Raw genomic sequence first — 20,969 nt, 5'->3', positions numbered from 1 at the left:
CGTCAAACGGCTTGAACACGGGCCGGTTCAACGGCCCAAAGCATCTGGGCATTTGTCTCGACTGCGCAAGGACGCACCGTACGCAATCGCTTCAATGCCGCCTCAGGCCGTTCACCGCATTCAACCATCAGACGCAGAACCACCATCCCGGATCGGCCACAGCCACCACGGCAATGCACTAGCACACGGCCACCACCTGACAACGCCTGACGTGCGGTCGCGCCAACGCGAGGCCAGCGGTCCAAAATCTCTTTGGGTGGCGTGCCAAAATCTTCGATCGGCAAATGCACCCATCTGCTGGCACGCCCCTGAATATCAGCGCCAAAATTCCGCGCGCCATCTTGAATCATCTCAACCTCAGTCGTCATCGAGATCACAAGCCCGGGCTTCCAGTCTGCGATAAGATCAAGGTCTTCTGTATACGTTCCTCCACGCCCAGGCATCGAGGACAAGGCCAAGGTGCCTCCGCCAACCTGCAACGCATAAACCACCAGTTGCGACATAATCTCCCCCCAAACAAACTTCACCCAACAACATACTGGTCCAGTAAATAGAATAGAGTGGATTTTAGCCGCATACCCACGCATTCCAAAATGAAAATCGTCCCGGCTGGCTGTGGACGCGGGCGGCGGGGGCCTCTACGCTGCGGCGTAACGCGAATCCGACAGAGCAGACATGACCGAGACGCCCAGCCCCGCCTACCAGGTTCTTGCCCGTAAATACCGCCCCGAAACCTTTGCCGATCTGGTCGGTCAGGACGCCATGGTGCGCACTCTGAAAAACGCCTTCGAGGCGGACCGGATCGCGCAGGCCTTCATCATGACCGGTATCCGCGGTACCGGCAAGACGACGACCGCTCGGATCATAGCCAAGGGTATGAACTGCATCGGTCCCGATGGCAGCGGCGGCCCTACCACCGAACCCTGCGGTCAATGTGAACACTGCGTAGCCATCATGGAGGGCCGCCATGTCGATGTGATGGAGATGGACGCCGCCAGCCGCACCGGTGTCAATGACATCCGCGAGATCATCGACAGCGTACGCTATCGCGCTGCGTCCGCGCGCTACAAGATCTATATCATCGACGAGGTTCACATGCTGTCGACCAGCGCTTTCAACGCGCTGCTCAAGACGCTGGAAGAACCCCCCGAACACGTGAAGTTCATCTTTGCCACCACCGAGATTCGCAAGGTCCCGGTGACCGTCCTGTCCCGTTGCCAGCGCTTTGATCTGCGCCGGATCGAGCCGGAGGATATGATCGGTCTGCTGCGCAAGATTGCAGATGCCGAAGGGGCGCAGATTGCCGAGGATGCGTTATCGTTGATCACCCGGGCCGCCGAGGGATCAGCGCGGGATGCGACCTCACTGCTGGATCAGGCGATCTCGCACGGGGCCGGTGAAACCAGCGCGGATCAGGTGCGCGCCATGCTCGGGCTGGCTGATCGGGGCCGGGTGCTGGATCTGATGGATATGATCCTGCGCGGCGATGCTGCAGGCGCGTTGACCGAGCTGAGCGGGCAATATGCCGAAGGGGCTGATCCACTCGCCGTCTTACGCGATCTGGCTGAAATCACGCATTGGGTATCGGTGGTCAAGATCACCCCGGATGCCGCCGAAGATCCCACCGTTTCCCCCGACGAACGCGCCCGAGGTCAACAAATGGCCGAGGCTCTGCCCATGCGAGTCCTTACACGCATGTGGCAAATGCTGCTGAAAGCGCTTGAGGAAGTTCCCGCCGCACCCAACGCAATGATGGCTGCGGAAATGGCCGTGATCCGCCTGACCCATGTGGCCGACTTGCCTAGCCCGGAGGAGCTGATCAAGCGTCTGCAAGATACGCCTCCGCCGCCCAATGGTGGCCCCGGCAAGGGAATCGGTGCGCCGGGACATGCTCCTGCCGCGCCACAGGCTGTGGCCCGACCGGCCTATGCCGCATCGGGAATCGGCGGCAACGCAGGCGGGCCAACAGCCGCGCTAGCCCAAGATGTGCAGGCAGCTCTGGCACGCTATCCAACATTTGAACATGTGGTCGAACTGATCCGAGCCAACCGGGACGTGAAGTTGTTGGTCGAGGTTGAAAACGGCGTGCGTCTGGTATCCTACCAACCAGGCAGGATCGAGTTCGCCCCAACCGACAACGCCCCGACCGACCTGTCACAACGATTGGGCGCGTCGCTGCAGCGTTGGACGGGCAACCGGTGGGCCGTTTCTATTGTCGCTGAGGGCAACGCACCGACCATTGCCGAGGTACGGGACGCTGCAGACTTGGCACTGAAGGCCGAGGCTGAACAGCATCCTCTGGTGCAAGCAGTGCTGACTCATTTCCCGAAAGCGCGGATCAAGAGCATCGAAACCGCAGAACAACGCGCCGCTCAAGTCGAAACCGAAGCCCTGCCCGAGGTCGAAGACGAATGGGACCCGTTCGAAGAAGACTAAGCTTCGAGCATAAGCGCACCTCAACCAAATGCTCCCGCACCCGCCACGGGCCATCGGCTGGCGCCGACCTGAGCGGCTATGGGCCCTGCAGCGCGCCTTACGCACTGCCGGGCCTAACGGGAGGAAAGGTCTTGCCAAAGACCTTGACGACGGGCGGGAGTATCCTGACCTCTTGTGCCGCGCGGTTACGCTTCGTATCTAGGCCACAAATCGAGTGACAGGAGATTACCGATGCTAAAAGGTTTAGGCGGCCTGGGTGACATGGCCAAGATGATGAAATCCGCGCAGGATCTGCAGACCAAGATGACTGACATGCAGGAAGAGCTGAACACCATCATGGTTGTCGGCGAATCCGGTGCCGGGCTGGTCAAGGCCACCGCGACCGCCAAGGGCGAGTTGAAAGGTCTGGATATCGACCCGTCGATCTTTAACGGTGACGATAAGGAAGTAGTCGAAGACCTCATCCTCGCCGCGATCAAGGACGCCCAAACCAAGGCGCAGGAACGTTCGCAGGCAGAAATGGCCAAGCTGACCGAAAGCATGGGCCTGCCCGCAGACATCAAGCTGCCGTTCTGATACACCCTCCTGACGGATCTATGGCCGGGGCGTGTTTCCCTGGCCCAATTGCGAGGGTCTCACGGTGAGTTCGAATAGCGACATCGACAATCTGATTGACCTTATGGCCAAGCTGCCCGGCCTCGGCCCTCGCTCGGCCCGCCGCGCAGTCCTGCACCTGATCCGCAAACGCGCCCTGCTGCTGACGCCGCTTTCAGACGCGATGCAGCAGGTGGCCGTCACCGCCCGTGAATGTCTGAACTGCGGCAATGTGGGCACCACCGATATCTGCGACATCTGCAATGATGAGGCCCGCGCAACCGGAGAACTGTGCGTAGTCGAAGACGTCGCCGACCTTTGGGCGATGGAGCGCGCCGGGGTCTTCAAGGGCCGCTATCACGTTTTGGGCGGCACGTTGTCGGCTTTGGACGGGGTCGGCCCGGATGAATTGCGTATCCCCCGGTTGAAGGACCGGGTTGTGGCCGAGAGTATCACCGAGATCATCCTCGCCCTGAACGCCACCGTCGATGGCCAGACCACTGCCCACTACATCGCTGATCAGTTGGAGGGGCAGGTTCGTCTGACATCCCTTGCGCAAGGTGTACCGATTGGGGGAGAGTTGGACTATCTAGACGACGGGACGATTACGGCGGCGTTGCGGGCGCGGAAGGAGATCTAGATTTGTAGTCGCCTGCTCCTTGCGTGCCTTGTAGAAACCAAGCACTTTCTTAGGATTTCTGGGAGGTTAAGCATTTGATGCGAAAGTTTATTATAGTTTTTTGTGCATCTGCGCTGATTGTCGTGATTGGTATTCACTTGTTGCTGTCCCCGTCGTTTCCGCTACCTCCAAAAATCAGGCGAAATCTGCCCGACAGTTTTGCCGAAGCTGACAAAGAGTTTGCTCGAAGGATAATCGCTGAATACCCATTGCCGCTGAAAGAGCAAGAGCTGGTCCGATTTCTAGAGCAAGATGGATTTTCTATTTCAAAAGGAAAAAGCTATGCGTATTTTGAAAAACAGTCTTTTCCCTGCATGCTTCGTTGGCTCGTTTTTTGGGAAGCCCAGAATGACACCATAGTCGAGTTGAAGCCTAATTTCGGCGGGTCCTGCCTATAAGTTTCTTAGTAGCTTTATTACTTCACGACGAACGCTCCACAAGCTAGGTGATCTTAAAATTCAGATTGGCTGAATAGGACCTAGTATCTGGGGCGCAATAAAAGAATGCTCTTGGCTGGGCTGTCGAAACTTGTAACTTGGGCACAGTTTCACAACGTAACTCTGTGGATTTCAAATATGCCCCGCCTTCTCGCCCTCACCCTAGCCACCTTCACTGCCACCGCCGCACTGTCCCAAGAACTCATCGACAAGGGCTTTGTCGAAGGCTGGAACATCATGATGGATCCCAATCTCGGAAATGGATGCCTGATCCAGACGGTGTATCAGGACCTCTCGGTGGTGCGGCTAGGCTATGACGCGTTGGATAATCGCGGGTATTTCACCGTTTACAACAAGGCTTGGGGCGACATTAAACCGGGGGAACAATACCCAATCCGGTTTGAGCTGGACGGCAAGAGCTTTGATGCCACCGCCATCGGGTTCAAGCAGGATCGCGTGCCCGGCGCGACGGTGTTCTTTACGGACCGGAGTTTCGTCACCTCGATTGCGCAGAACAAGACCATGACCGTCTACAATCCAGAAGGTCAGACCGTCATGGCGATTGATCTGAAAGGCACCGCCAAAGCGCTGGATTATGCGCGCGACTGCCAGAACAAAAAGCTCTAACGAATCGGATCAAACACCGCGTCTTTAGCGGTGCAATCACGGATCACGTCGCGGCCACAGGGCACCGGGTCAAGATTGCGGGACAGGCACAGGCGGACTTCTTCGATATAGCCTTGCTTACAAGTGATGGTGATCATGTCAGGCTCGAGCGTGGGATTGGCCTTGAGAAAGGCCTCTTCCACCACCGAAGCGGGCAGTTTGACCGTCGCGTCCAGCTTGCGGAACACTTCGGGGCGCGCAACTCCTGCATAAGCCTGCCGCGACAGGGCGAAATAGTCGGGTGCACTGAGGCCCGAACAGGTGCCGTGCTTTTTCCATTGATGCCAGGCCAACCCGGATGAGCCCTGAATATCCTCCATTTCCCGCGTCATGCGGCGTGTGGGTGGCGCTTCGGACGTGCGACAATACGAAGGCCAGCCCTGATGGAATTGCGGCCAGAGACCATGCAATATCCATCCGTGATCGTGTCGTGCGTTGCACTGATCCGATCCGCGCGCATCGCCTTCGCGGGCGCACCAATTGGGAGACCAGCTGAGCGACAGGACGTAGTAGTCAAAATCGCCCGCCTTTTCGCCCTCGGCCATCGCAGCCATGGCACTCAGCACCCACAAAATCGCCCAGCGCATTCGCCTCTTCCCTTCTTTAGCTGTCGCGACTATATAGGCCCCAAGTTCCCCGACAACGGAAACCTGCCCCATAGCTTCGGGGCCGCCGAATTCCGGCGACGGGACAGATGTATTTATAGGAGACGGGCTGATGGCAAAACCGCTTATGGCCAAGGCAACCGCCGTATGGCTGGTGGACAACACCACGATCAGCTTCAAGCAGATCGCGGATTTCGTAGGCATGCACGAGCTGGAAGTGCAGGGTATTGCGGATGGTGATGTGGCTGCAGGTGTCAAAGGGTTTGACCCGATTGCCAACAACCAGCTGACTCAGGAAGAAATTGACACCGCGCAAAACAACCCGCTGCACAAGCTGAAGCTGAAATTCAATCCGGCGGCATCAGGCGAAGAGAAACGCCGTGGTCCGCGCTACACCCCGCTGTCCAAGCGTCAGGACCGTCCGAACTCGATCCTGTGGCTGGTCAAGTTCCACCCGGAACTCAGCGACGGCCAGATTGCCAAGCTGGTCGGCACCACCAAGCCGACCATCCAGTCGATCCGCGAGCGGACGCACTGGAACATCTCGAACATGCAGCCGATCGATCCGGTTGCCCTGGGACTGTGCAAACAGTCCGAACTGGATGCCATCGTGCAAAAGGCTGCGGCCAAGAAAGCAGCTGAAGGTGGCGTGATGAGCGATGATGAGCGTCGCAAACTGGTCTCGACCGAACAGTCGCTTGAGATGGATTCAGCGCCCAAGATCCCGACCGCGATCGAAGGTCTCGAGACATTCTCGTTGTCCGAGGACACCAACGAGAAGGAAGACGAAGAGCCCATCGTCGATGCGGATAGCTTCTTCAACCTACCCAAGGGTGGTGGTGATGAAGAAGACGAAGACGATCTGCGCCCCTGAGATGCGCATGGTCCCGGCCTCGAATAGCCGGGACCCGATTTTTTGGGTGATTTGATGCTAAAGGTTCTATCCTTATTCTTCGACGCGCATCGTGCCGTTTCAATCTATGTGTTCCTGAAATCCTGGTGGTTGGCCATTACAGGTGCCGTAGTGATGATTGCGATAGTCGCTGGCTTGCTGTTGCTGAATGACGACGGCAAGCACGAGCACGAGGCGTTTCTCACCGTCGCGGTTTTGTCGGCGACACCGATCAATGGCGATCTCAAGAACGGGGTCATTGCTTCGGTGCGCTTGCCGGATGGCTCAGCAGCATCAATCACGTCGACCGATGGGCCGATTGCTCAGACAGTTGGAAACCAAGCCTGTATCGAGAAACGGGTTTTCATTGAAAGTGGAGAGCCAAGGTATCGGTTCAAACTGCCACGATATTGCGAAGCGAGCTAGAAAAGCAAAACCGCCCGATGGCTCAACCGGGCGGTTTTTTTGTTCAGATCATCTGAAACAGGATGCCTGCTACGATGGCACCGCTGATGCCCAACCCCAGATAGGTGGCAAAGACGCGCGGTTTCACCAGTGACCACACGGCCGCCATCGCAGGTATCGAACTGACGGCGCCGGCCACCATGAACGACATCGCAGCACCCGCACTCATACCCTGTTCCATCAGACCCGCAAGAAGCGGTGGTGCGACGTAAGAGTTCAGATAGGCAGGCATTCCGACCAAGGCTGCGATGACGATTGGTACAACACCCTCACCACCAACAACCCGGGCGATCAGGTCTGCCGGAACATAGCTGACCAGCAGCGCCTCGAGCACGTAGGCGAACGCTAGCCATTTGAGCAAGAACAGACCGTTATGAACGAATTCGGCCCGAAAGCGCGTCCGACGGTCAGGGTCTTGCCAGAACTTCCAGACGGGTTTGTCATCTTGCTTTGGTCCGCAACCGCAGCAACCAGCGGGTTTGTATTCACGCAACGGCTGCGCAAAAGCACCTCCCCGCATCAGGGTGCGCACCGCAAACCCGCCGAACAAACCCAACGCGACAGCGGCAACCGCTTTACCAATTGCAAACGGCCAACCCAGCGCACCCGCAGTAATCAGCAACGTCGGGGGGTCGATCAACGGTGAACTGAGCCAGAATGCCATCACGGCCGACAATGGCGCACCCAGAGCCAGCAATCCCGCGATGAACGGGATCACTTCGCAGGAACAAAATGGGGCCAGCCCGCCAAACAACGCAGCCAGAAAGATCATCCGTGTCTCGCGACCCTCAAATGCACGGGCGACCATGACTTCGGCCCCGGTTGCCTTCAAGTATGATAGCAGCAGAACAGCAAACAGGATGTACTGGCCCGTATGCGCAAGCGCTTTGGCGGCAAAACTCACAACCTCGGTCCAGTTGCCCGGATCAAGAACGGCCACCAGCGCCAGTATGATCACGATCAGAGCCCAGGGCGTTTTGATCAGGTCGATCAGGTTTCTGGCAAGTGGCTTGGGGTTTTGTGTTAGTTCAGCCATCGTTTGCGGCCTTTCCGATTTCGTCTGCGCAGCATTCACTAAGAATGAACTGCGCCAGGTTTCTCAATTCGTCAAAGCACGCGCGGTTGATCGTGCTACGCCCGATCTTCTCTTGCTCAACTACTCCGCCAGCAGCCAGAAACCGCAGATGATGCGCCAGAGTCGAGGGCGCGATTCCTGTCCTCGTCTGAATTTCTCCAACGGTCAGGCCTGCTTCCCCAGCACGAACCAAGGTCTTAAGAACCTTCAATCGGGCTTCCGAGCCCATGGCAGAGAAACCTGCGGCAGCTTCTTCCCACATCTTTTATCTCCATTAAACTAGATTTCTGGTTATTTAGTTTAATTCGTATCCTGCGTCAACCACACGTGTGCGTAAAACTCCCAACATGGTTCGCAGGGCCATAAGTCCAGATTGCCACCGCCTTAGGTCCAAACTATAACGATGCAATGGGTATTTCGGTCGACACATTCTTTTTGGAACGCAATGGGCAAGGCACCTTACAGGCGCAGCTGCAACAGCTGATTGCCGAAGGCATTCTGTCAGGACGCTTCCACGTCGGGGAAAAGCTGCCCTCGTCCCGTAAACTTGCTGCCCATTTGGGTGTCAGCCGGATTACGGTCACGCTTGCCTATACTGAACTGCTGGCCAATGATTACCTGACCGCCAAAGGCCGGTCGGGATACTATGTTTCAGAAAATGCGCCAGTGCCGCCGACCTACACGCCAGTGCGGCGCGACACCGAAGTGGTTGACTGGGATCAGGCGTTTGCCCGCCGTTTCTCGGGCGGTGATGTGCTGACAAAACCCAGCAACTGGCGTGACTACCGCTATCCCTTCATTTATGGCCAAGTCGACAGAAAGCTGTTCGATCATGCAAACTGGCGTCTCTGCGCAGTTCGGGCGTTGGGACATAAGGACTTTGATTCTCTGACCGGGGACTATGTCGATCAAGATGACCCGCTGCTGCTTGAATTCATCGCCCGGCATACTCTTCCCCGCCGTGGAATTGTAGCCCGGCCCGAAGAAATCTTGATCACCCTGGGCGCTCAGAACGCCCTTTGGCTGGCGTCTCGCATATTGCTGAACCGGAACCGTAGGGCAGCGATCGAGGACCCCTGCTATTACGCCCTGCGCGATCTTCTGATTCACTCGGAATGCAAGCTGTCTTATCTGAAGGTCGACCGGGACGGGTTGCCCCCGGAAACGATCCCAGATGATACCGACGTCATATTCACCACCCCCAGCCACCAGAGCCCGACAACCGCGACCATGCCGGTGGACCGCCGACATGCACTGCTGCGTCGTGCACGTGAACTTGACGCCATGATCGTCGAGGATGACTATGAATTCGAAATGTCATTTCTCGGGGCCCCGTCACCGGCGCTCAGGTCAATGGATCGTGATGGGCGGGTGATCTACGTGGGCAGCTTTTCCAAGTCGCTGTTTCCGGGGCTTCGATTGGGCTACATGGTCGGGTCCGAACCCTTTATCCGTGAAGCGCGCGCCCTGCGATCTCTGGTCTTGCGTCACCCTCCTGGCCACATGCAGCGAACTGCAGCCTACTTCCTATCGCTCGGCCACTATGATGCTCAGATCCGGCGCATGTCTAAAACGCTGCAACGCCGTCGCGAAGCGATTGAGGAGGCAATTGGACAATATGGTCTGACTGTTGCTGGGCGCGGGATGTTGGGCGGATCATCGATCTGGATGCAAGCGCCGCTGCATGTAGACACCAGCAAACTGGCCCGAGACCTGCAGCGCCAAAGCGTCCATATCGAACCGGGTGAGGCATTTTTTTCAAGCCAGAACAGGCCAAAGAACTTTTATCGGCTGGGCTACTCTTCAATCTCGTCGGATCGTATCGAACCGGGAATCCAACAGATTGCTGAAGCGATCCGGCGTTCTTAAGCACTCTGGACTTAAACCGCTACCGGTTCTGGCCCTAACGCCACAGACACCCGTACGCCAAAACCGATCAGAAAACTGGGTGCAAAACCCCCGTTCCATCCTTCTATGATCGGAGATTACGCAGATGAAGATGACCACCGAAGAAGCCTTTGTAAAAACCCTGCAGATGCATGGCATCGAACATGCGTTCGGTATCATCGGCTCGGCCATGATGCCGATCTCCGACATCTTTGGCAAAGCAGGCATCACTTTCTGGGATTGTGCCCACGAAGGATCCGGCGGCATGATGGCTGACGGCTACACCCGCGCAACCGGCAAGATGTCGATGATGATCGCCCAGAACGGCCCCGGCATCACCAACTTTGTGACCGCCGTCAAAACTGCCTATTGGAACCACACTCCGCTGCTGCTGGTCACTCCGCAGGCCGCAAACAAGACCATGGGTCAAGGTGGTTTCCAGGAAATGGAGCAGATGCGCATGTTCGCAGACTGCGTTTGCTACCAGGAAGAGGTGCGTGACCCCAGCCGTATGGCAGAGGTTCTGAGCCGCGTGATCATGAACGCCAAGCGAGCTTCGGCACCTGCGCAGATCAACGTTCCGCGCGACTTCTTCACTCAGGTGATCGACATCGAGCTGCCTGCTGTTGTTGAGTTTGAACTGCCTTCGGGTGGTGCAACGGCCGTGTCCGAAGCTGCCGCTCTGCTGTCGAACGCAAAGAACCCCGTTATCCTGAACGGTGCAGGCACCGTTCTGTCGAAAGGCGGCATCGAAGCGTCGAAAGCACTGGCCGAGCGTCTGGACGCTCCGGTCTGCGTTGGCTACCAGCACAACGACGCCTTCCCCGGCTCGCACCCACTGTTCGCTGGCCCGCTGGGCTATAACGGCTCGAAAGCCGGTATGCAGCTGATCAAGGAAGCAGACGTTGTTCTATGCCTCGGTACGCGCCTGAACCCGTTCTCGACCCTTCCAGGTTACGGCATGGAGTACTGGCCTGCAGATGCAAAGATCATTCAGGTCGACATCAACCCCGACCGCATTGGCCTGACCAAGAAGGTCTCGGTTGGTATCGTGGGCGATGCGGCGACCGTTGCCACCAGCATCCTGAACCAACTGTCCGACACAGCCGGTGACGAAGGCCGCGACGCGCGCAAGGCGAAAATCGCCGAAACCAAATCGCGTTGGGCGCAAGAACTGACCTCGATGGATCACGAGCAGGACGATCCGGGCACCACCTGGAACGAGCGCGCTCGCGCTGCCAAGCCGGACTGGCTGAGCCCGCGCAAAGCATGGCGCGCGATCCAGTCCGCGCTGCCGAAAGAGGCGATCATCTCGTCCGACATCGGCAACAACTGCGCCATCGGCAACGCCTATCCTTCGTTTGAAGAAGGCCGCAAGTATCTGGCCCCCGGCCTGTTCGGCCCCTGTGGCTATGGTCTGCCTTCGGTCATTGGCGCGAAGATCGGCTGCCCGGATGTACCAGTTGTCGGCTTCTCTGGCGATGGTGCCTTCGGCATTGCAGTCACCGAACTGACCGCCATCGGTCGCGAAGAATGGCCAGCCATCACTCAGGTTGTGTTCCGCAACTACCAGTGGGGTGCGGAAAAGCGCAACTCGACCCTGTGGTTCGATGACAACTTCGTCGGCACCGAGTTGGACACAAAAGTGTCCTATGCCGGCATCGCCAACGCCTGTGGCCTGAAAGGCGTCATCGCGCGCACTCAGGATGAACTGACAGCGGCGTTGAGCCAGGCGATCGAGGATCAGAAGAACGGCATCACCACCCTGATCGAAGCAATGATCAACCAGGAACTGGGTGAACCCTTCCGTCGCGACGCGATGAAGAAGCCGGTTGAGGTTGCAGGTATCGACGCAAGCGACATGCGTCTGCAGCAGGTTTGATTGCTGTCAAAAACATAAGTCGGACCGGGTTCGACCGGTCCGCTTAAAGAAAAGCAGAGGAAGGGGGTGCCTGCACTCTCTTCCTCTATATGGTTGAGCCCGGTGTGCTTACGCTCCAGTGTGTTCAACACGTACAGGTACCAAGGCGATCCGCCACAGGGAGAGACAGCGTGAATCAACAACCGAACCTCAACCTATCCCCACCCGTGTCAGACGAGATCCGCCGGACTACATGCTACATGTGTGCCTGCCGCTGCGGTATCAACGTGCACATGAAGGATGGGAAGGTCGCTTATATCGAAGGCAATCGGGATCATCCGGTAAACAAGGGCGTTCTCTGCGCCAAAGGCAGCGCGGGGATTATGCAGGTGAACGCCCCGTCGCGCCTACGCGCACCGCTCAAACGCGTCGGCCCGCGTGGGTCTGGCGAGTTCGAAGAGATCAGTTGGGACGAGGCGCTCGAGATCGCTGTCGGTTGGCTAAAACCGATCCGCGAAGACAACCCTGAGAAACTGGCCTTTTTCACCGGCCGTGATCAGAGCCAGAGCTTCACCAGTTTCTGGGCACAGAATTTCGGCACCTGTAACTATGCGGCCCATGGCGGGTTCTGTTCGGTCAACATGGCAGCCGGTGGCATCTACACGATGGGCGGTGCATTCTGGGAGTTCGGTCAGCCCGACTGGGATCACACCAAGCTGTTCATGCTGTTCGGCGTTGCAGAAGACCACGACAGCAACCCGATTAAAATGGGCATCGGCAAGATCAAGGCGCGCGGTGCCCGGGTGATTGGGGTAAATCCGATCCGCTCGGGCTATAACGCCGTGGCAGATGATTGGGTCGGCATCACCCCCGGTACCGATGGCCTGTTCATCTTGTCGATGATCCATGTGCTGATGAAGGCAGGCAAAATCGATCTGGATTACCTAAGTCGCTACACCAACGCGCCGGTCCTGATCAACGCATCCGACGGTCCGGAAAAGGGTCTGTTCCTGAAAGACGATGACGGCAAGCCATTGGTCATCGACCGCAATACCGGCAAGCTGACTGCTTTCGACACCCCCGGCGTCCGCCCTGACCTATCAGCGACCTACGAAAAGGACGGTGTCACCCACCGCCCCGTCTTCCACCACATGGCAGAACGGTATCTGGCGGATGAATACGCCCCCGAGGCAATCGCAGAAAAATGCGGCGTACCAGCGACCCGCATTCGCGCGATTGCTGGCGAGCTGGCCCGTGTGGCCTTTGATGAAGCGTTCGAACTGGACCATGAATGGACCGATTTCCGGGGCGAGAAACACTCGAAGATGATTGGTCGCCCCGTCGCGATGCACTCGATGCGCGGCGTTTCGGCCCACGCGAACGGTTTCCAGACCTGCCGCGCCCTGCATGTGTTGCAGATCCTGCTTGGAACGGTCGAAGTCCCCGGCGGCTTCCGCTTCAAGCCGCCCTATCCCAAGCCAGTTGAGGCGCATCCGACTCCGCATTGTAAGGTGACGCCGAATACACCGCTGGACGGGCCGCATCTGGGGTTTGTTCGCGGCCCCGAGCATCTGGCGCTGAAAGAAGACGGCAGCCCGGCGCGGATCGACAAAGCGTTTACATGGGAAAACCCGATGTCCAGCCACGGGCTGATGCATATGGTGATCTCGAACGCACATGCGGGCGATCCCTACAAGATCGACACGTTGTTCATGTACATGGCGAACATGTCCTGGAACTCGACCATGAACACCAAGGGTGTCATGGAGATGCTGACGGACAAGGATGAGAACGGCGACTACGTGATCCCGCATATCATCTATTCCGATGCTTATTCCTCGGAAATGGTGGCCTATGCCGACCTTATCCTGCCCGATACAACCTATCTGGAACGACATGACTGTATCTCGCTACTGGACCGCCCGATCTGCGAGGCCGAGGCAGCGGCAGACGCGATCCGCTGGCCGGTGATTGAACCCGACCGCGACGTACGCGGCTTCCAGTCGGTTCTGATCGATCTGGCCAACCGCATGGGCCTGCCCGGCTTTACCAACGATGATGGCAGCGCCAAGTGGACGGATTACGCCGACTATATCGTCAACCACGAACGCAAGCCGGGGATTGGACCGCTTGCCGGTTTCCGGGGCGAAAACGGCGACAAGGAAGGTCGTGGCGAGGTTAACCCCGACCAATTGAACCAATACATCGAGAATGGTGGCTTCTATGTCGCGCATATTCCCGAAGGTGCGGATTACTACAAACCTTGGAACACTGCCTATCAAGACTGGGCTGTGGGCATGGGTATCTATGACAGCCCACAGCCCTATCTATTCCAGCTCTATTCCGAGCCGATGCGTAAATTCCAACTGGCCGCCGAAGGCTACGGGGAACGCCAGCCCCCAGATCACCTGCGCGCGCAGATCCAAGATACAATGGACCCCCTGCCCATTTGGTACGAAACCGATCAGACCGGCAATGAAGGCTTCACCGTCAACGCTCTGACCCAGCGGCCAATGGCGATGTATCATAGTTGGGGCACACAAAACGCCTGGTTGCGTCAGCTGCATGGGCGCAACCCGCTATACGTCCCGACCAAGCTGATGCGTGAACACGGGCTGCAAGACGGCGATTGGGCCAAAGTCAGCTCTCCACATGGCGAGATCACGGTACCCGTCATGGAGATGGCTGCGCTGAACAACAATACCGTATGGACTTGGAATGCCATCGGAAAGCGCAAAGGGGCCTGGGCCTTGCAGAAAGACGCCCCCGAGGCCACCAAGGGTTTCCTGCTCAACCACCTGATCCACGAGCTGCTGCCCCCCAAAGGTGACGGCCTGCGCTGGGCAAACTCTGATCCGATCACCGGTCAGGCCGCCTGGTTCGATCTGAAGGTAAAAATCGAAAAGGCCGCCGCTCCAAGCGATGCTGAAAGCCAGCCAGAATTCGCTCCAATCAAATCGCCGGTCGGGCAAGGGCCAAAGGATTTGGCCTGGAAGGTGGGCAAATGACCCGATCCGTTCTTCATCTGGCTATAAATATCTCGGGGTCTGGGGCAGAGCCCCAGCCCGCCCTGACCACAATCGCAGAGGCAAGGCAGTCATGACCCAGCTCCCCCAATCAACCGAACGCAAGATGGGTCTGGTCATTGATCTGGACACCTGCGTTGGCTGCCATGCCTGCGTCATTTCATGCAAAGGCTGGAACACCGAAAACTACGGCGCGCCACTGTCGGATCAGGATGCTTATGGTGCTGACCCTTCAGGCACCTTCCTGAACCGGGTGCACTCTTACGAGGTGCAACCCGCCGAAGGGCATGCCCAATTGATCCACTTCCCAAAATCCTGCCTGCATTGTGAAGACGCACCCTGCGTGACCGTCTGCCCCACCGGTGCCAGCTACAAGCGGGTCGAGGACGGCATCGTTCTGGTCAACGAAAGTGACTGTATCGGCTGCGGCCTGTGCGCATGGTCCTGTCCCTATGGCGCGCGCGAGCTGGATCAGGCCGAAGGCGTAATGAAGAAATGCACGCTTTGCGTCGATCGGATTTACAACGAGAACCTACCCGAGGTGGATCGTGTGCCTTCTTGTGTGCGCACCTGCCCGGCGGGTGCTCGGCATTTTGGCGATCTCGGCGACCCTGGCAGTGATGTCAGCAAGCTGGTCGTCGAACGTGGCGGCATGGACCTGATGCCTGAACAGGGCACCAAACCCGTCAACAAGTACCTGCCGCCCCGACCCAAGGACAAAATTGAGGAGCAGATTGACATCCTGGCCCCTCTGCTGGCCCCGGTCGCCGAAGAGCCCAAGGGTTTCCTCGGCTGGCTCGACAAGACCCTGGAGAAGCTCTGATGCACCCGGCACCTTCCGTTATCATCTTTACCACCCTGTCCGGCCTCGGATTTGGACTCTTGTTCTTCCTGGGGCTCGGCATACCTGACGTCTCGGGCTGGGTCGCGTTTGTGTTTTTTGCAATTGCCTATGGCTTGTCCGTCGGCGGTTTGCTCGCGTCGACATTCCACCTCGGCCACCCAGAGCGCGCCAGGAAAGCCTTCACCCAGTGGCGCTCAAGCTGGCTCAGCCGCGAGGGCTGGTGCGCGGTCATCGCGCTGCTCGTCATGGGGCTCTATGCAATTGGTGCGGTCTTTCTAGGCCAACGCTGGGGTGTGCTGGGCTGGATCGGGGCGGCATTCTCGCTGGCCACGGTCTTCACCACATCGATGATCTACACGCAGCTCAAGACCATCCCTCGCTGGAACATGAACCTGACACCGGCCATGTTCTTGTCGTTCAGCCTTGCAGGCGGTGCTTTGTTGGCCGGAGCTGAAGCGCTTGCCCCTTGGTTGCTGGCCATTGCCGGTGCTGTACAGCTTGCCTATTGGGCCAAGGGCGACGGTGCGTTGTCCCGATCGGGAACCACGCTGGCAACCGCGACAGGGCTTGGTGAGCGAGGCGCTGTCCGCGCATTCGAACCACCTCATACAGGTACAAACTATCTGCTGCGTGAGTTTGTGCATGTGGTCGGTCGGAAGCATGCGCAGAAACTACGGATGATATCTTTTGGTCTGGCTTTTGTGCTGCCTTTACTGCTGCTTCTGATCCCCTTTGGCGGCGTACTGATCAAGCATGTCTTTGCGCTTGTGGCGGTGTTGTCGCATGTCACCGGCGTTGCTGTTTCACGCTGGTTGTTCTTCGCGCAAGCAGAGCATGTGGTTGGGTTGTACTACGGCAAGCGTTGATGGGGGCTCTGCCCCCGTCGCGGCAAGCCGCGCCTCCCCCGAGGTATTTCTAGCCAGATGAAACTTGGATCCCGAATTAAAAAAGGGCGGCGCTCGATCTTCGAGGCCGCCCTTACGAGTCCGTATATTGATTTCAGATTAATCCAGCATGCGCCATTGCTGCTTCGATAGCGGCTTTGGTGCTGTCTTCCAGCTCGGTCAGAGGCGAGCGCACTTCGGTGCTACACAGGCCAAGTTTTCTGAGCGCGTATTTTGCGCCAACCAGACCGGGCTCGATGAAGATCGCTTCGTGCAGGGGCATCAGGCGGTCCTGATACTCCAGCGCCATTTTGTAGTCGCCATTCAGCGTTGCCTGCTGGAATTCAGCACAGAGCTTCGGAGCCACGTTTGCGGTGACCGAGATGCAGCCCACTCCGCCATGAGCATTGAAGCCCAGTGCAGTCGCGTCTTCCCCGGACAGCTGGCAGAAATCCGCACCACAGCTTGCACGCTGCTGGCTGACGCGCGCCAGATCTCCGGTCGCGTCCTTGACTCCGATGATGCGCGGCAGTTTCGCCAGCTCACCCATCGTTGCAGGAGTCATGTCGATGACCGAACGACCCGGGATATTGTAGATGATGATCGGGATATCGGCACTGTCATGCAGAGTTTGGAAATGCGCCAGCAGCCCCTTCTGGGTCGGCTTGTTGTAATAGGGGGTTACGACCAGCGCCGCATCCGCACCGATTTTTTGCGCAAACTGAACAAACCGAATTGCCTCGACAGTATTGTTGGAGCCCGCGCCTGCGATGACAGGCACGCGACCTGCTGCAGCCTTCACCACTTCGGCGATAACCGTTTCATGTTCTTCATGGCTGAGGGTAGGGCTTTCGCCGGTCGTACCAACCGGAACCAGACCGGTCGAACCTTGCTGTATTTGCCATTCCACCAGGTGTTTGAGCGTTTCCAGGTCCAACGCGCCGTTGCTGAACGGGGTGACCAGGGCTGGCATTGAGCCTTTAAACATGGAACGCTCCTTAGGTGTTTTTTGCGCACCGGTCTGTCACGATTAAGGGTTTGTGAGTTGATCCCGGCGGCGCAAGGTTTATCCTGCATGGCTGTATCCTTGGTTTGTTGGGGAATGCAAGGGATGAGACGTATTCTGTCGCTTGGAATAGCGATGATTCTGGCGCTGATGCTACAGCCGCATGCCACTCGTGCGGATGCGACGCAGGATTTGCGCGCGGGGCTCTATGAGATGCGCAAGGGCGATTGGAATGCCGCGCTGCGCGTTGCAGGCCAGCGTGGATCGGTGGCGCGTGACATTATTGTCTGGCATTGGCTACGCGAAGGTTTTGGCAGCTCGGGCGATGTGCTGGTGTTTCTTGAGCGGCGCCCGGATTGGCCCGGTTTGGCCTGGCTGCGCCGTAAAAGCGAGCCATCATTCACCGGGGCCGATCCGAATCGAGTTCTGAAATTCTACGAAGGGATGCCTCCGCAAACAGCAGAAGGTGCTTTGAATTATGCCGTGGCTTTGAAAAGCCAAGGCCGCAATGGTGAAGCAGAAGCCGACGTCGTAACCGCTTGGCGGACCATGCCGATGGGGTCGGGCCTGCAAAAGGATTATCTTGAGAACTTCGGGAAACTTCTGAGACCACATCACGAGGCCAGGTTGGATCGGATGTTGTGGGATGGGCATCTGGTCAGCGCCGGGCGGATGCTGCCCCTGGTCAACTCTGATCAGCGCAAACTGGCCGAGGCGCGCATTGCCCTGCAAAAGCGCGAAAACGGAGTGGACGGCAAAGTCGCCGCAGTGCCGGAATCACTGGCCAAAGGCCCTGGCCTGGCATTTGATCGTTTCGTGTGGCGGGATCGCAAAGAACTGGACGACAGCGCCATTGATCTGATGTTGGCACGCTCGACCGGACCAAAATCGCTGGGTGAACCCGACAAATGGGCGGAAGGGCGACGCAGACTGGCACGTCTTGAGATGCGCACGGGAGATGCCGAACGCGCCTATGCGATTGCCGCCAATCACCACATGACCCCCGAAATGGGCTATGGCTATGCTGATTTAGAGTGGCTCTCGGGATTTCTGGCGCTGCGCAAGCTGAATGATCCGGCCACGGCGGTGCGGCATTTCCAGAATTTCTCGGAGGCGGTGCAATCGCCGATTTCGAAGGGTCGCGGTGGATATTGGCTGGGCCGCGCCTATGCGGCGCAGGGGGATGCTGACAAGGCGCACGAGGCTTATGCCGAAGGCGCGAACTATCAGACCTCGTTCTACGGGTTGCTGGCGGCGGAACAAATCGGCCGTCCGTTTGACAGCGAATTGGCCAACCCACGCCGCGCGCCGCATTGGAAACAAGCCGCATTCGCTGACTCAAGCGTGTTGGAGGCTGGATTGCTGTTGCAGCGCGCAGGAGAGGGAAACCTTTCAGAACGGTTTCTTACCCATTTGGTGGAAGGTCTCGATCAAACCCAGGCCGCTCAGCTGGGTGACCTGGTGATCGAACTGAACGAACCGCATCTGGCCGTCATGATCGCCAAGCGCGCGGCAACAACCGGTGTTGTTTTGCCTGCCGCTTATTACCCAGTGCACCCGGTCGCAGATATGGGACTTCCCATGGCGAAGGAAATGACGCTTGCAATTGCCCGACGCGAAAGTGAGTTCGATCCGGTAGTCATCAGTGGCGCAGGCGCGCGCGGTTTGATGCAGGTCATGCCCGCTACCGCCAAACTTGTGGCTCAGGATTTGGGTATTCTGGGTGGCCATAAAACCGCGCGCCTAACCTCGGACTGGCAATATAACGCAAAGTTGGGGGCGAATTATCTTGCAACGCTTGCAGAGGACTTCAACGGCAATGTCGTGATGATGGCCGCTGGATATAACGCGGGGCCAAGACGGCCGATTTCGTGGATGGAACGCTATGGCGACCCGCGCCGGGGCCAGGTGGACGTGATCGACTGGATCGAGACCATTCCTTTCAAGGAGACGCGCAACTATGTCATGCGTGTCGCCGAAAGCCTGCCGGTCTATCGCGCTCGGCTTGGGCAGCCAGCTTTACCAGTGCCATTCTCAAAGGAACTAACCGGTTCAACCCTTTCGTCGTTCGCGCCATAAGGTGAACAGGCCCGCCGCGATCACCAAAGCCGCGCCCAGAACAACCTCGGGGCGCAGGGTCTCGTGGAAGATCGTGATGCCGAGAATTGCGCTCCACATCAGATGGAAATAGGCAAAGGGTTGCACGGCGCTGGCCTCGGCCATTTCGTAGCACTTAATCAATAGCCAGTGTCCCAGAGCGCCTGCGATGCAAAGCAACCCCATCCAAAACCAATCGCTGCTGGCCATGGGTTCCCAAAACCAGACACCGACAGCAGTCATTGCGACTGCACCAGCCACCCCAGTCCAGAAAAAACTGGTCGCGGTACTGTCCCGCCGAGCCGCATACCGTGTCAGCAGGCCATAAATCGCGAACATAAACGCCGAGATCAGCGGGATCACAGCCCAAGGGTTGAACACACCGGCACCGGGCTGCAGGATGATCAATACCCCGATGCAGCCGACCCCGATGGCGGCCCAGCGACGCCAGCCGACTTTCTCACCCAGAACCGGGCCGCTGAGAGCAGCGATCAACAGCGGATAGCTGATGAAAACGGCCTGGCTTTCAATCAAGCCCAGAATGGTAAAGCTGAAAACGGCGACACAAATTTCTGCGGCCAGTAACACACCCCGGAATATCTGGAGTCCCAACTGGCTGGTTTGCGCCGCCGCCCGCAAACCTCCGCTGGATCTCGCAGCCAGAGCAATCACGAATGCGGCAAAGAACCAGTACCGGATCATCACCACCATATACGTATTGTAGGTACCGGCCAGATGGCGCGAAATCCCATCCTGCAAAGCAAACACGATCGTCGCGCTGACCATAAGCGCTATACCGGCGTTGACGTTGTTCTTCTGGCTCATTGCTTCACCGCCCGGGTCATGTGCCGTTTACGGCCAAAGCCGGGGCTGCGGGTAACATCAAAACCTGCGTCGGATAGGCCCCGACGCACGAAACCCGCGGCAGTATAGGTTGCCGCTGTACCGCCTTGAATCGTGTGCTCCGCCACCTGCTGCATCAGGTCAGCCTCCCACAGCTCGGGGTTTTTTGCGGGTGAGAAGCCATCCAGAAACCACGCATCTGCCTCACCTGCCCATGTGGGCAAGGTCTGGCGCGCGTCTCCGACGTTGACCTCAAGATGCAACGTGTCCAGCACGCATTTCTGCCCATTCCATGTTTTCAGAAAGCGATCGGCCCACGGTGTCATCTCGGGGAAGGCGGCTAAAGCACGCGCCATATCGTCAGGCGCCATCGGAAAGGCCTCGAAGCTGGTGAACCGTAAAGGTGTAGTCTGCCCTGCTGCTTCCCACGCCGACCACGCGGTCAACAGATTCAGGCCGGTGCCAAAGCCTAGTTCAGCGATGTGAAACCCCGGTACAAAGCGCGTTGGCAGATCGTTGCCTGCCAGAAACACATGACGCGTTTCCTCTAACCCGTTCTGCAACGAGTAATAGGGGTCATCGAACCGATTCGAGACCGGGATCTGGTCTTCCGTCCAAGTAAGTTCGGCACGCTGGTCTGCCATCGGGGAATCCTGTAGCTAAGCGGCGCGA

Annotated in this window: 20 protein-coding genes; 13 read left to right on the top strand and 7 right to left on the bottom strand. The window is 58.0% G+C overall.

The features are described 5' to 3' along the window. Positions 1–2: 2 nt before the first annotated feature. Entirely contained in the window at positions 3–503 is a 501-nt protein-coding gene (locus tag ACR0AY_RS17165) for a phosphatase domain-containing protein (RefSeq protein ID WP_170398687.1), read from the bottom strand. A gap of 172 nt (positions 504–675) precedes the next feature. On the opposite strand from ACR0AY_RS17165, the gene ACR0AY_RS17160 reads away from it, so the two are divergent. The 5 genes from ACR0AY_RS17160 (at position 676) to ACR0AY_RS17140 (ending at position 4,773) form a co-directional block, all read left to right on the top strand. Beyond that, positions 676–2,436 carry a DNA polymerase III subunit gamma/tau gene (locus tag ACR0AY_RS17160; RefSeq protein ID WP_170514738.1) on the top strand — a complete coding sequence of 587 codons (1,761 nt, stop codon included), beginning with the start codon at positions 676–678 and terminating at the stop codon, positions 2,434–2,436. Between the two features lie 231 nt (positions 2,437–2,667). Continuing rightward, a complete protein-coding gene (locus ACR0AY_RS17155; protein ID WP_170398693.1) occupies positions 2,668–3,012 on the top strand; it encodes a YbaB/EbfC family nucleoid-associated protein in 345 nt (114 codons plus the stop codon). Between the two features lie 64 nt (positions 3,013–3,076). Next, a complete protein-coding gene (gene recR, locus ACR0AY_RS17150; protein WP_170398696.1) occupies positions 3,077–3,670 on the top strand; it encodes a recombination mediator RecR in 594 nt (197 codons plus the stop codon). A 77-nt stretch (positions 3,671–3,747) separates the two neighbouring features. After that, the gene (locus ACR0AY_RS17145) at positions 3,748–4,107 is read left to right on the top strand and encodes a hypothetical protein (protein WP_170514741.1); all 360 of its coding nucleotides are present in this window, start codon (positions 3,748–3,750) and stop codon (positions 4,105–4,107) included. 177 nt (positions 4,108–4,284) lie between these two features. Then, positions 4,285–4,773 (top strand): hypothetical protein, encoded by a 489-nt coding sequence (locus tag ACR0AY_RS17140; protein ID WP_170514744.1) that lies wholly within the window; start codon positions 4,285–4,287, stop codon positions 4,771–4,773. Here ACR0AY_RS17140 and ACR0AY_RS17135 read toward each other — a convergent pair. Next, entirely contained in the window at positions 4,770–5,399 is a 630-nt protein-coding gene (locus tag ACR0AY_RS17135; RefSeq protein ID WP_170514747.1) for a ribonuclease T2, read from the bottom strand. The two genes, ACR0AY_RS17140 and ACR0AY_RS17135, sit on opposite strands and share 4 nt — an antisense overlap. Positions 5,400–5,529: 130 nt before the next feature. Here ACR0AY_RS17135 and ACR0AY_RS17130 point away from each other — a divergent pair, with 130 nt between their 5' ends. Together ACR0AY_RS17130 and ACR0AY_RS17125 are read left to right on the top strand one after the other, a co-directional pair. After that, positions 5,530–6,291 (top strand): DUF1013 domain-containing protein, encoded by a 762-nt coding sequence (locus ACR0AY_RS17130; RefSeq protein ID WP_170398707.1) that lies wholly within the window; start codon positions 5,530–5,532, stop codon positions 6,289–6,291. Between the two features lie 54 nt (positions 6,292–6,345). Then, positions 6,346–6,735 (top strand): hypothetical protein, encoded by a 390-nt coding sequence (locus tag ACR0AY_RS17125; protein WP_480454456.1) that lies wholly within the window; start codon positions 6,346–6,348, stop codon positions 6,733–6,735. A gap of 43 nt (positions 6,736–6,778) precedes the next feature. Here the strand turns inward: ACR0AY_RS17125 and ACR0AY_RS17120 are convergent, their stop codons facing one another. Then, on the bottom strand, positions 6,779–7,810 hold the full coding sequence (locus ACR0AY_RS17120; RefSeq protein WP_170508838.1) for a permease: 1,032 nt from the start codon (positions 7,808–7,810) through the stop codon (positions 6,779–6,781). Further along, the gene (locus ACR0AY_RS17115) at positions 7,803–8,111 is read right to left on the bottom strand and encodes an ArsR/SmtB family transcription factor (RefSeq protein ID WP_170398716.1); all 309 of its coding nucleotides are present in this window, start codon (positions 8,109–8,111) and stop codon (positions 7,803–7,805) included. The genes ACR0AY_RS17120 and ACR0AY_RS17115 overlap by 8 nt, the downstream gene beginning before the upstream one ends. A gap of 146 nt (positions 8,112–8,257) precedes the next feature. On the opposite strand from ACR0AY_RS17115, the gene pdxR reads away from it, so the two are divergent. The 5 genes from pdxR to ACR0AY_RS17090 all read left to right on the top strand — a co-directional run bounded on the left by pdxR (position 8,258) and on the right by ACR0AY_RS17090 (position 16,333). Further along, the gene (gene pdxR, locus ACR0AY_RS17110) at positions 8,258–9,718 is read left to right on the top strand and encodes a MocR-like pyridoxine biosynthesis transcription factor PdxR (RefSeq protein WP_170398719.1); all 1,461 of its coding nucleotides are present in this window, start codon (positions 8,258–8,260) and stop codon (positions 9,716–9,718) included. Between the two features lie 124 nt (positions 9,719–9,842). Further along, positions 9,843–11,618 carry a sulfoacetaldehyde acetyltransferase gene (gene xsc / locus ACR0AY_RS17105; RefSeq protein WP_170514751.1) on the top strand — a complete coding sequence of 592 codons (1,776 nt, stop codon included), beginning with the start codon at positions 9,843–9,845 and terminating at the stop codon, positions 11,616–11,618. Between the two features lie 170 nt (positions 11,619–11,788). Further along, complete coding sequence (locus tag ACR0AY_RS17100) at positions 11,789–14,605, top strand: molybdopterin oxidoreductase family protein (protein ID WP_170425787.1); 2,817 nt, start codon at positions 11,789–11,791, stop codon at positions 14,603–14,605. A 91-nt stretch (positions 14,606–14,696) separates the two neighbouring features. Continuing rightward, complete coding sequence (locus tag ACR0AY_RS17095) at positions 14,697–15,446, top strand: 4Fe-4S dicluster domain-containing protein (protein WP_170514754.1); 750 nt, start codon at positions 14,697–14,699, stop codon at positions 15,444–15,446. Beyond that, a complete protein-coding gene (locus ACR0AY_RS17090; RefSeq protein WP_170514757.1) occupies positions 15,446–16,333 on the top strand; it encodes a DmsC/YnfH family molybdoenzyme membrane anchor subunit in 888 nt (295 codons plus the stop codon). The genes ACR0AY_RS17095 and ACR0AY_RS17090 overlap by 1 nt, the downstream gene beginning before the upstream one ends. Positions 16,334–16,466: 133 nt before the next feature. Here the strand turns inward: ACR0AY_RS17090 and dapA are convergent, their stop codons facing one another. Then, entirely contained in the window at positions 16,467–17,339 is an 873-nt protein-coding gene (dapA, locus tag ACR0AY_RS17085) for a 4-hydroxy-tetrahydrodipicolinate synthase (RefSeq protein WP_170514761.1), read from the bottom strand. Between the two features lie 123 nt (positions 17,340–17,462). Between dapA and ACR0AY_RS17080 the strand changes: the two genes are divergently transcribed. Next, a complete protein-coding gene (locus ACR0AY_RS17080) occupies positions 17,463–19,436 on the top strand; it encodes a lytic transglycosylase domain-containing protein (RefSeq protein ID WP_170514764.1) in 1,974 nt (657 codons plus the stop codon). On the opposite strand, the gene ACR0AY_RS17075 is transcribed toward ACR0AY_RS17080, so the two are convergent. Then, entirely contained in the window at positions 19,410–20,279 is an 870-nt protein-coding gene (locus tag ACR0AY_RS17075; RefSeq protein WP_170398740.1) for a DMT family transporter, read from the bottom strand. The genes ACR0AY_RS17080 and ACR0AY_RS17075 overlap by 27 nt on opposite strands. Next, positions 20,276–20,941, bottom strand: a complete 666-nt coding sequence (gene mnmC2, locus ACR0AY_RS17070; protein WP_170406602.1) for a tRNA (5-methylaminomethyl-2-thiouridine)(34)-methyltransferase MnmC2 — start codon at positions 20,939–20,941, stop codon at positions 20,276–20,278. Before mnmC2 ends, ACR0AY_RS17075 begins: the two co-directional genes overlap by 4 nt. Between the last annotated feature and the right edge of the window lie 28 nt (positions 20,942–20,969).

It is taken from the genome of Ruegeria sp. A5 (assembly GCF_056543005.1).
Note: the sequence above shows the minus strand (reverse complement) of the source record. Positions and strands in the feature narration are given on the sequence as shown.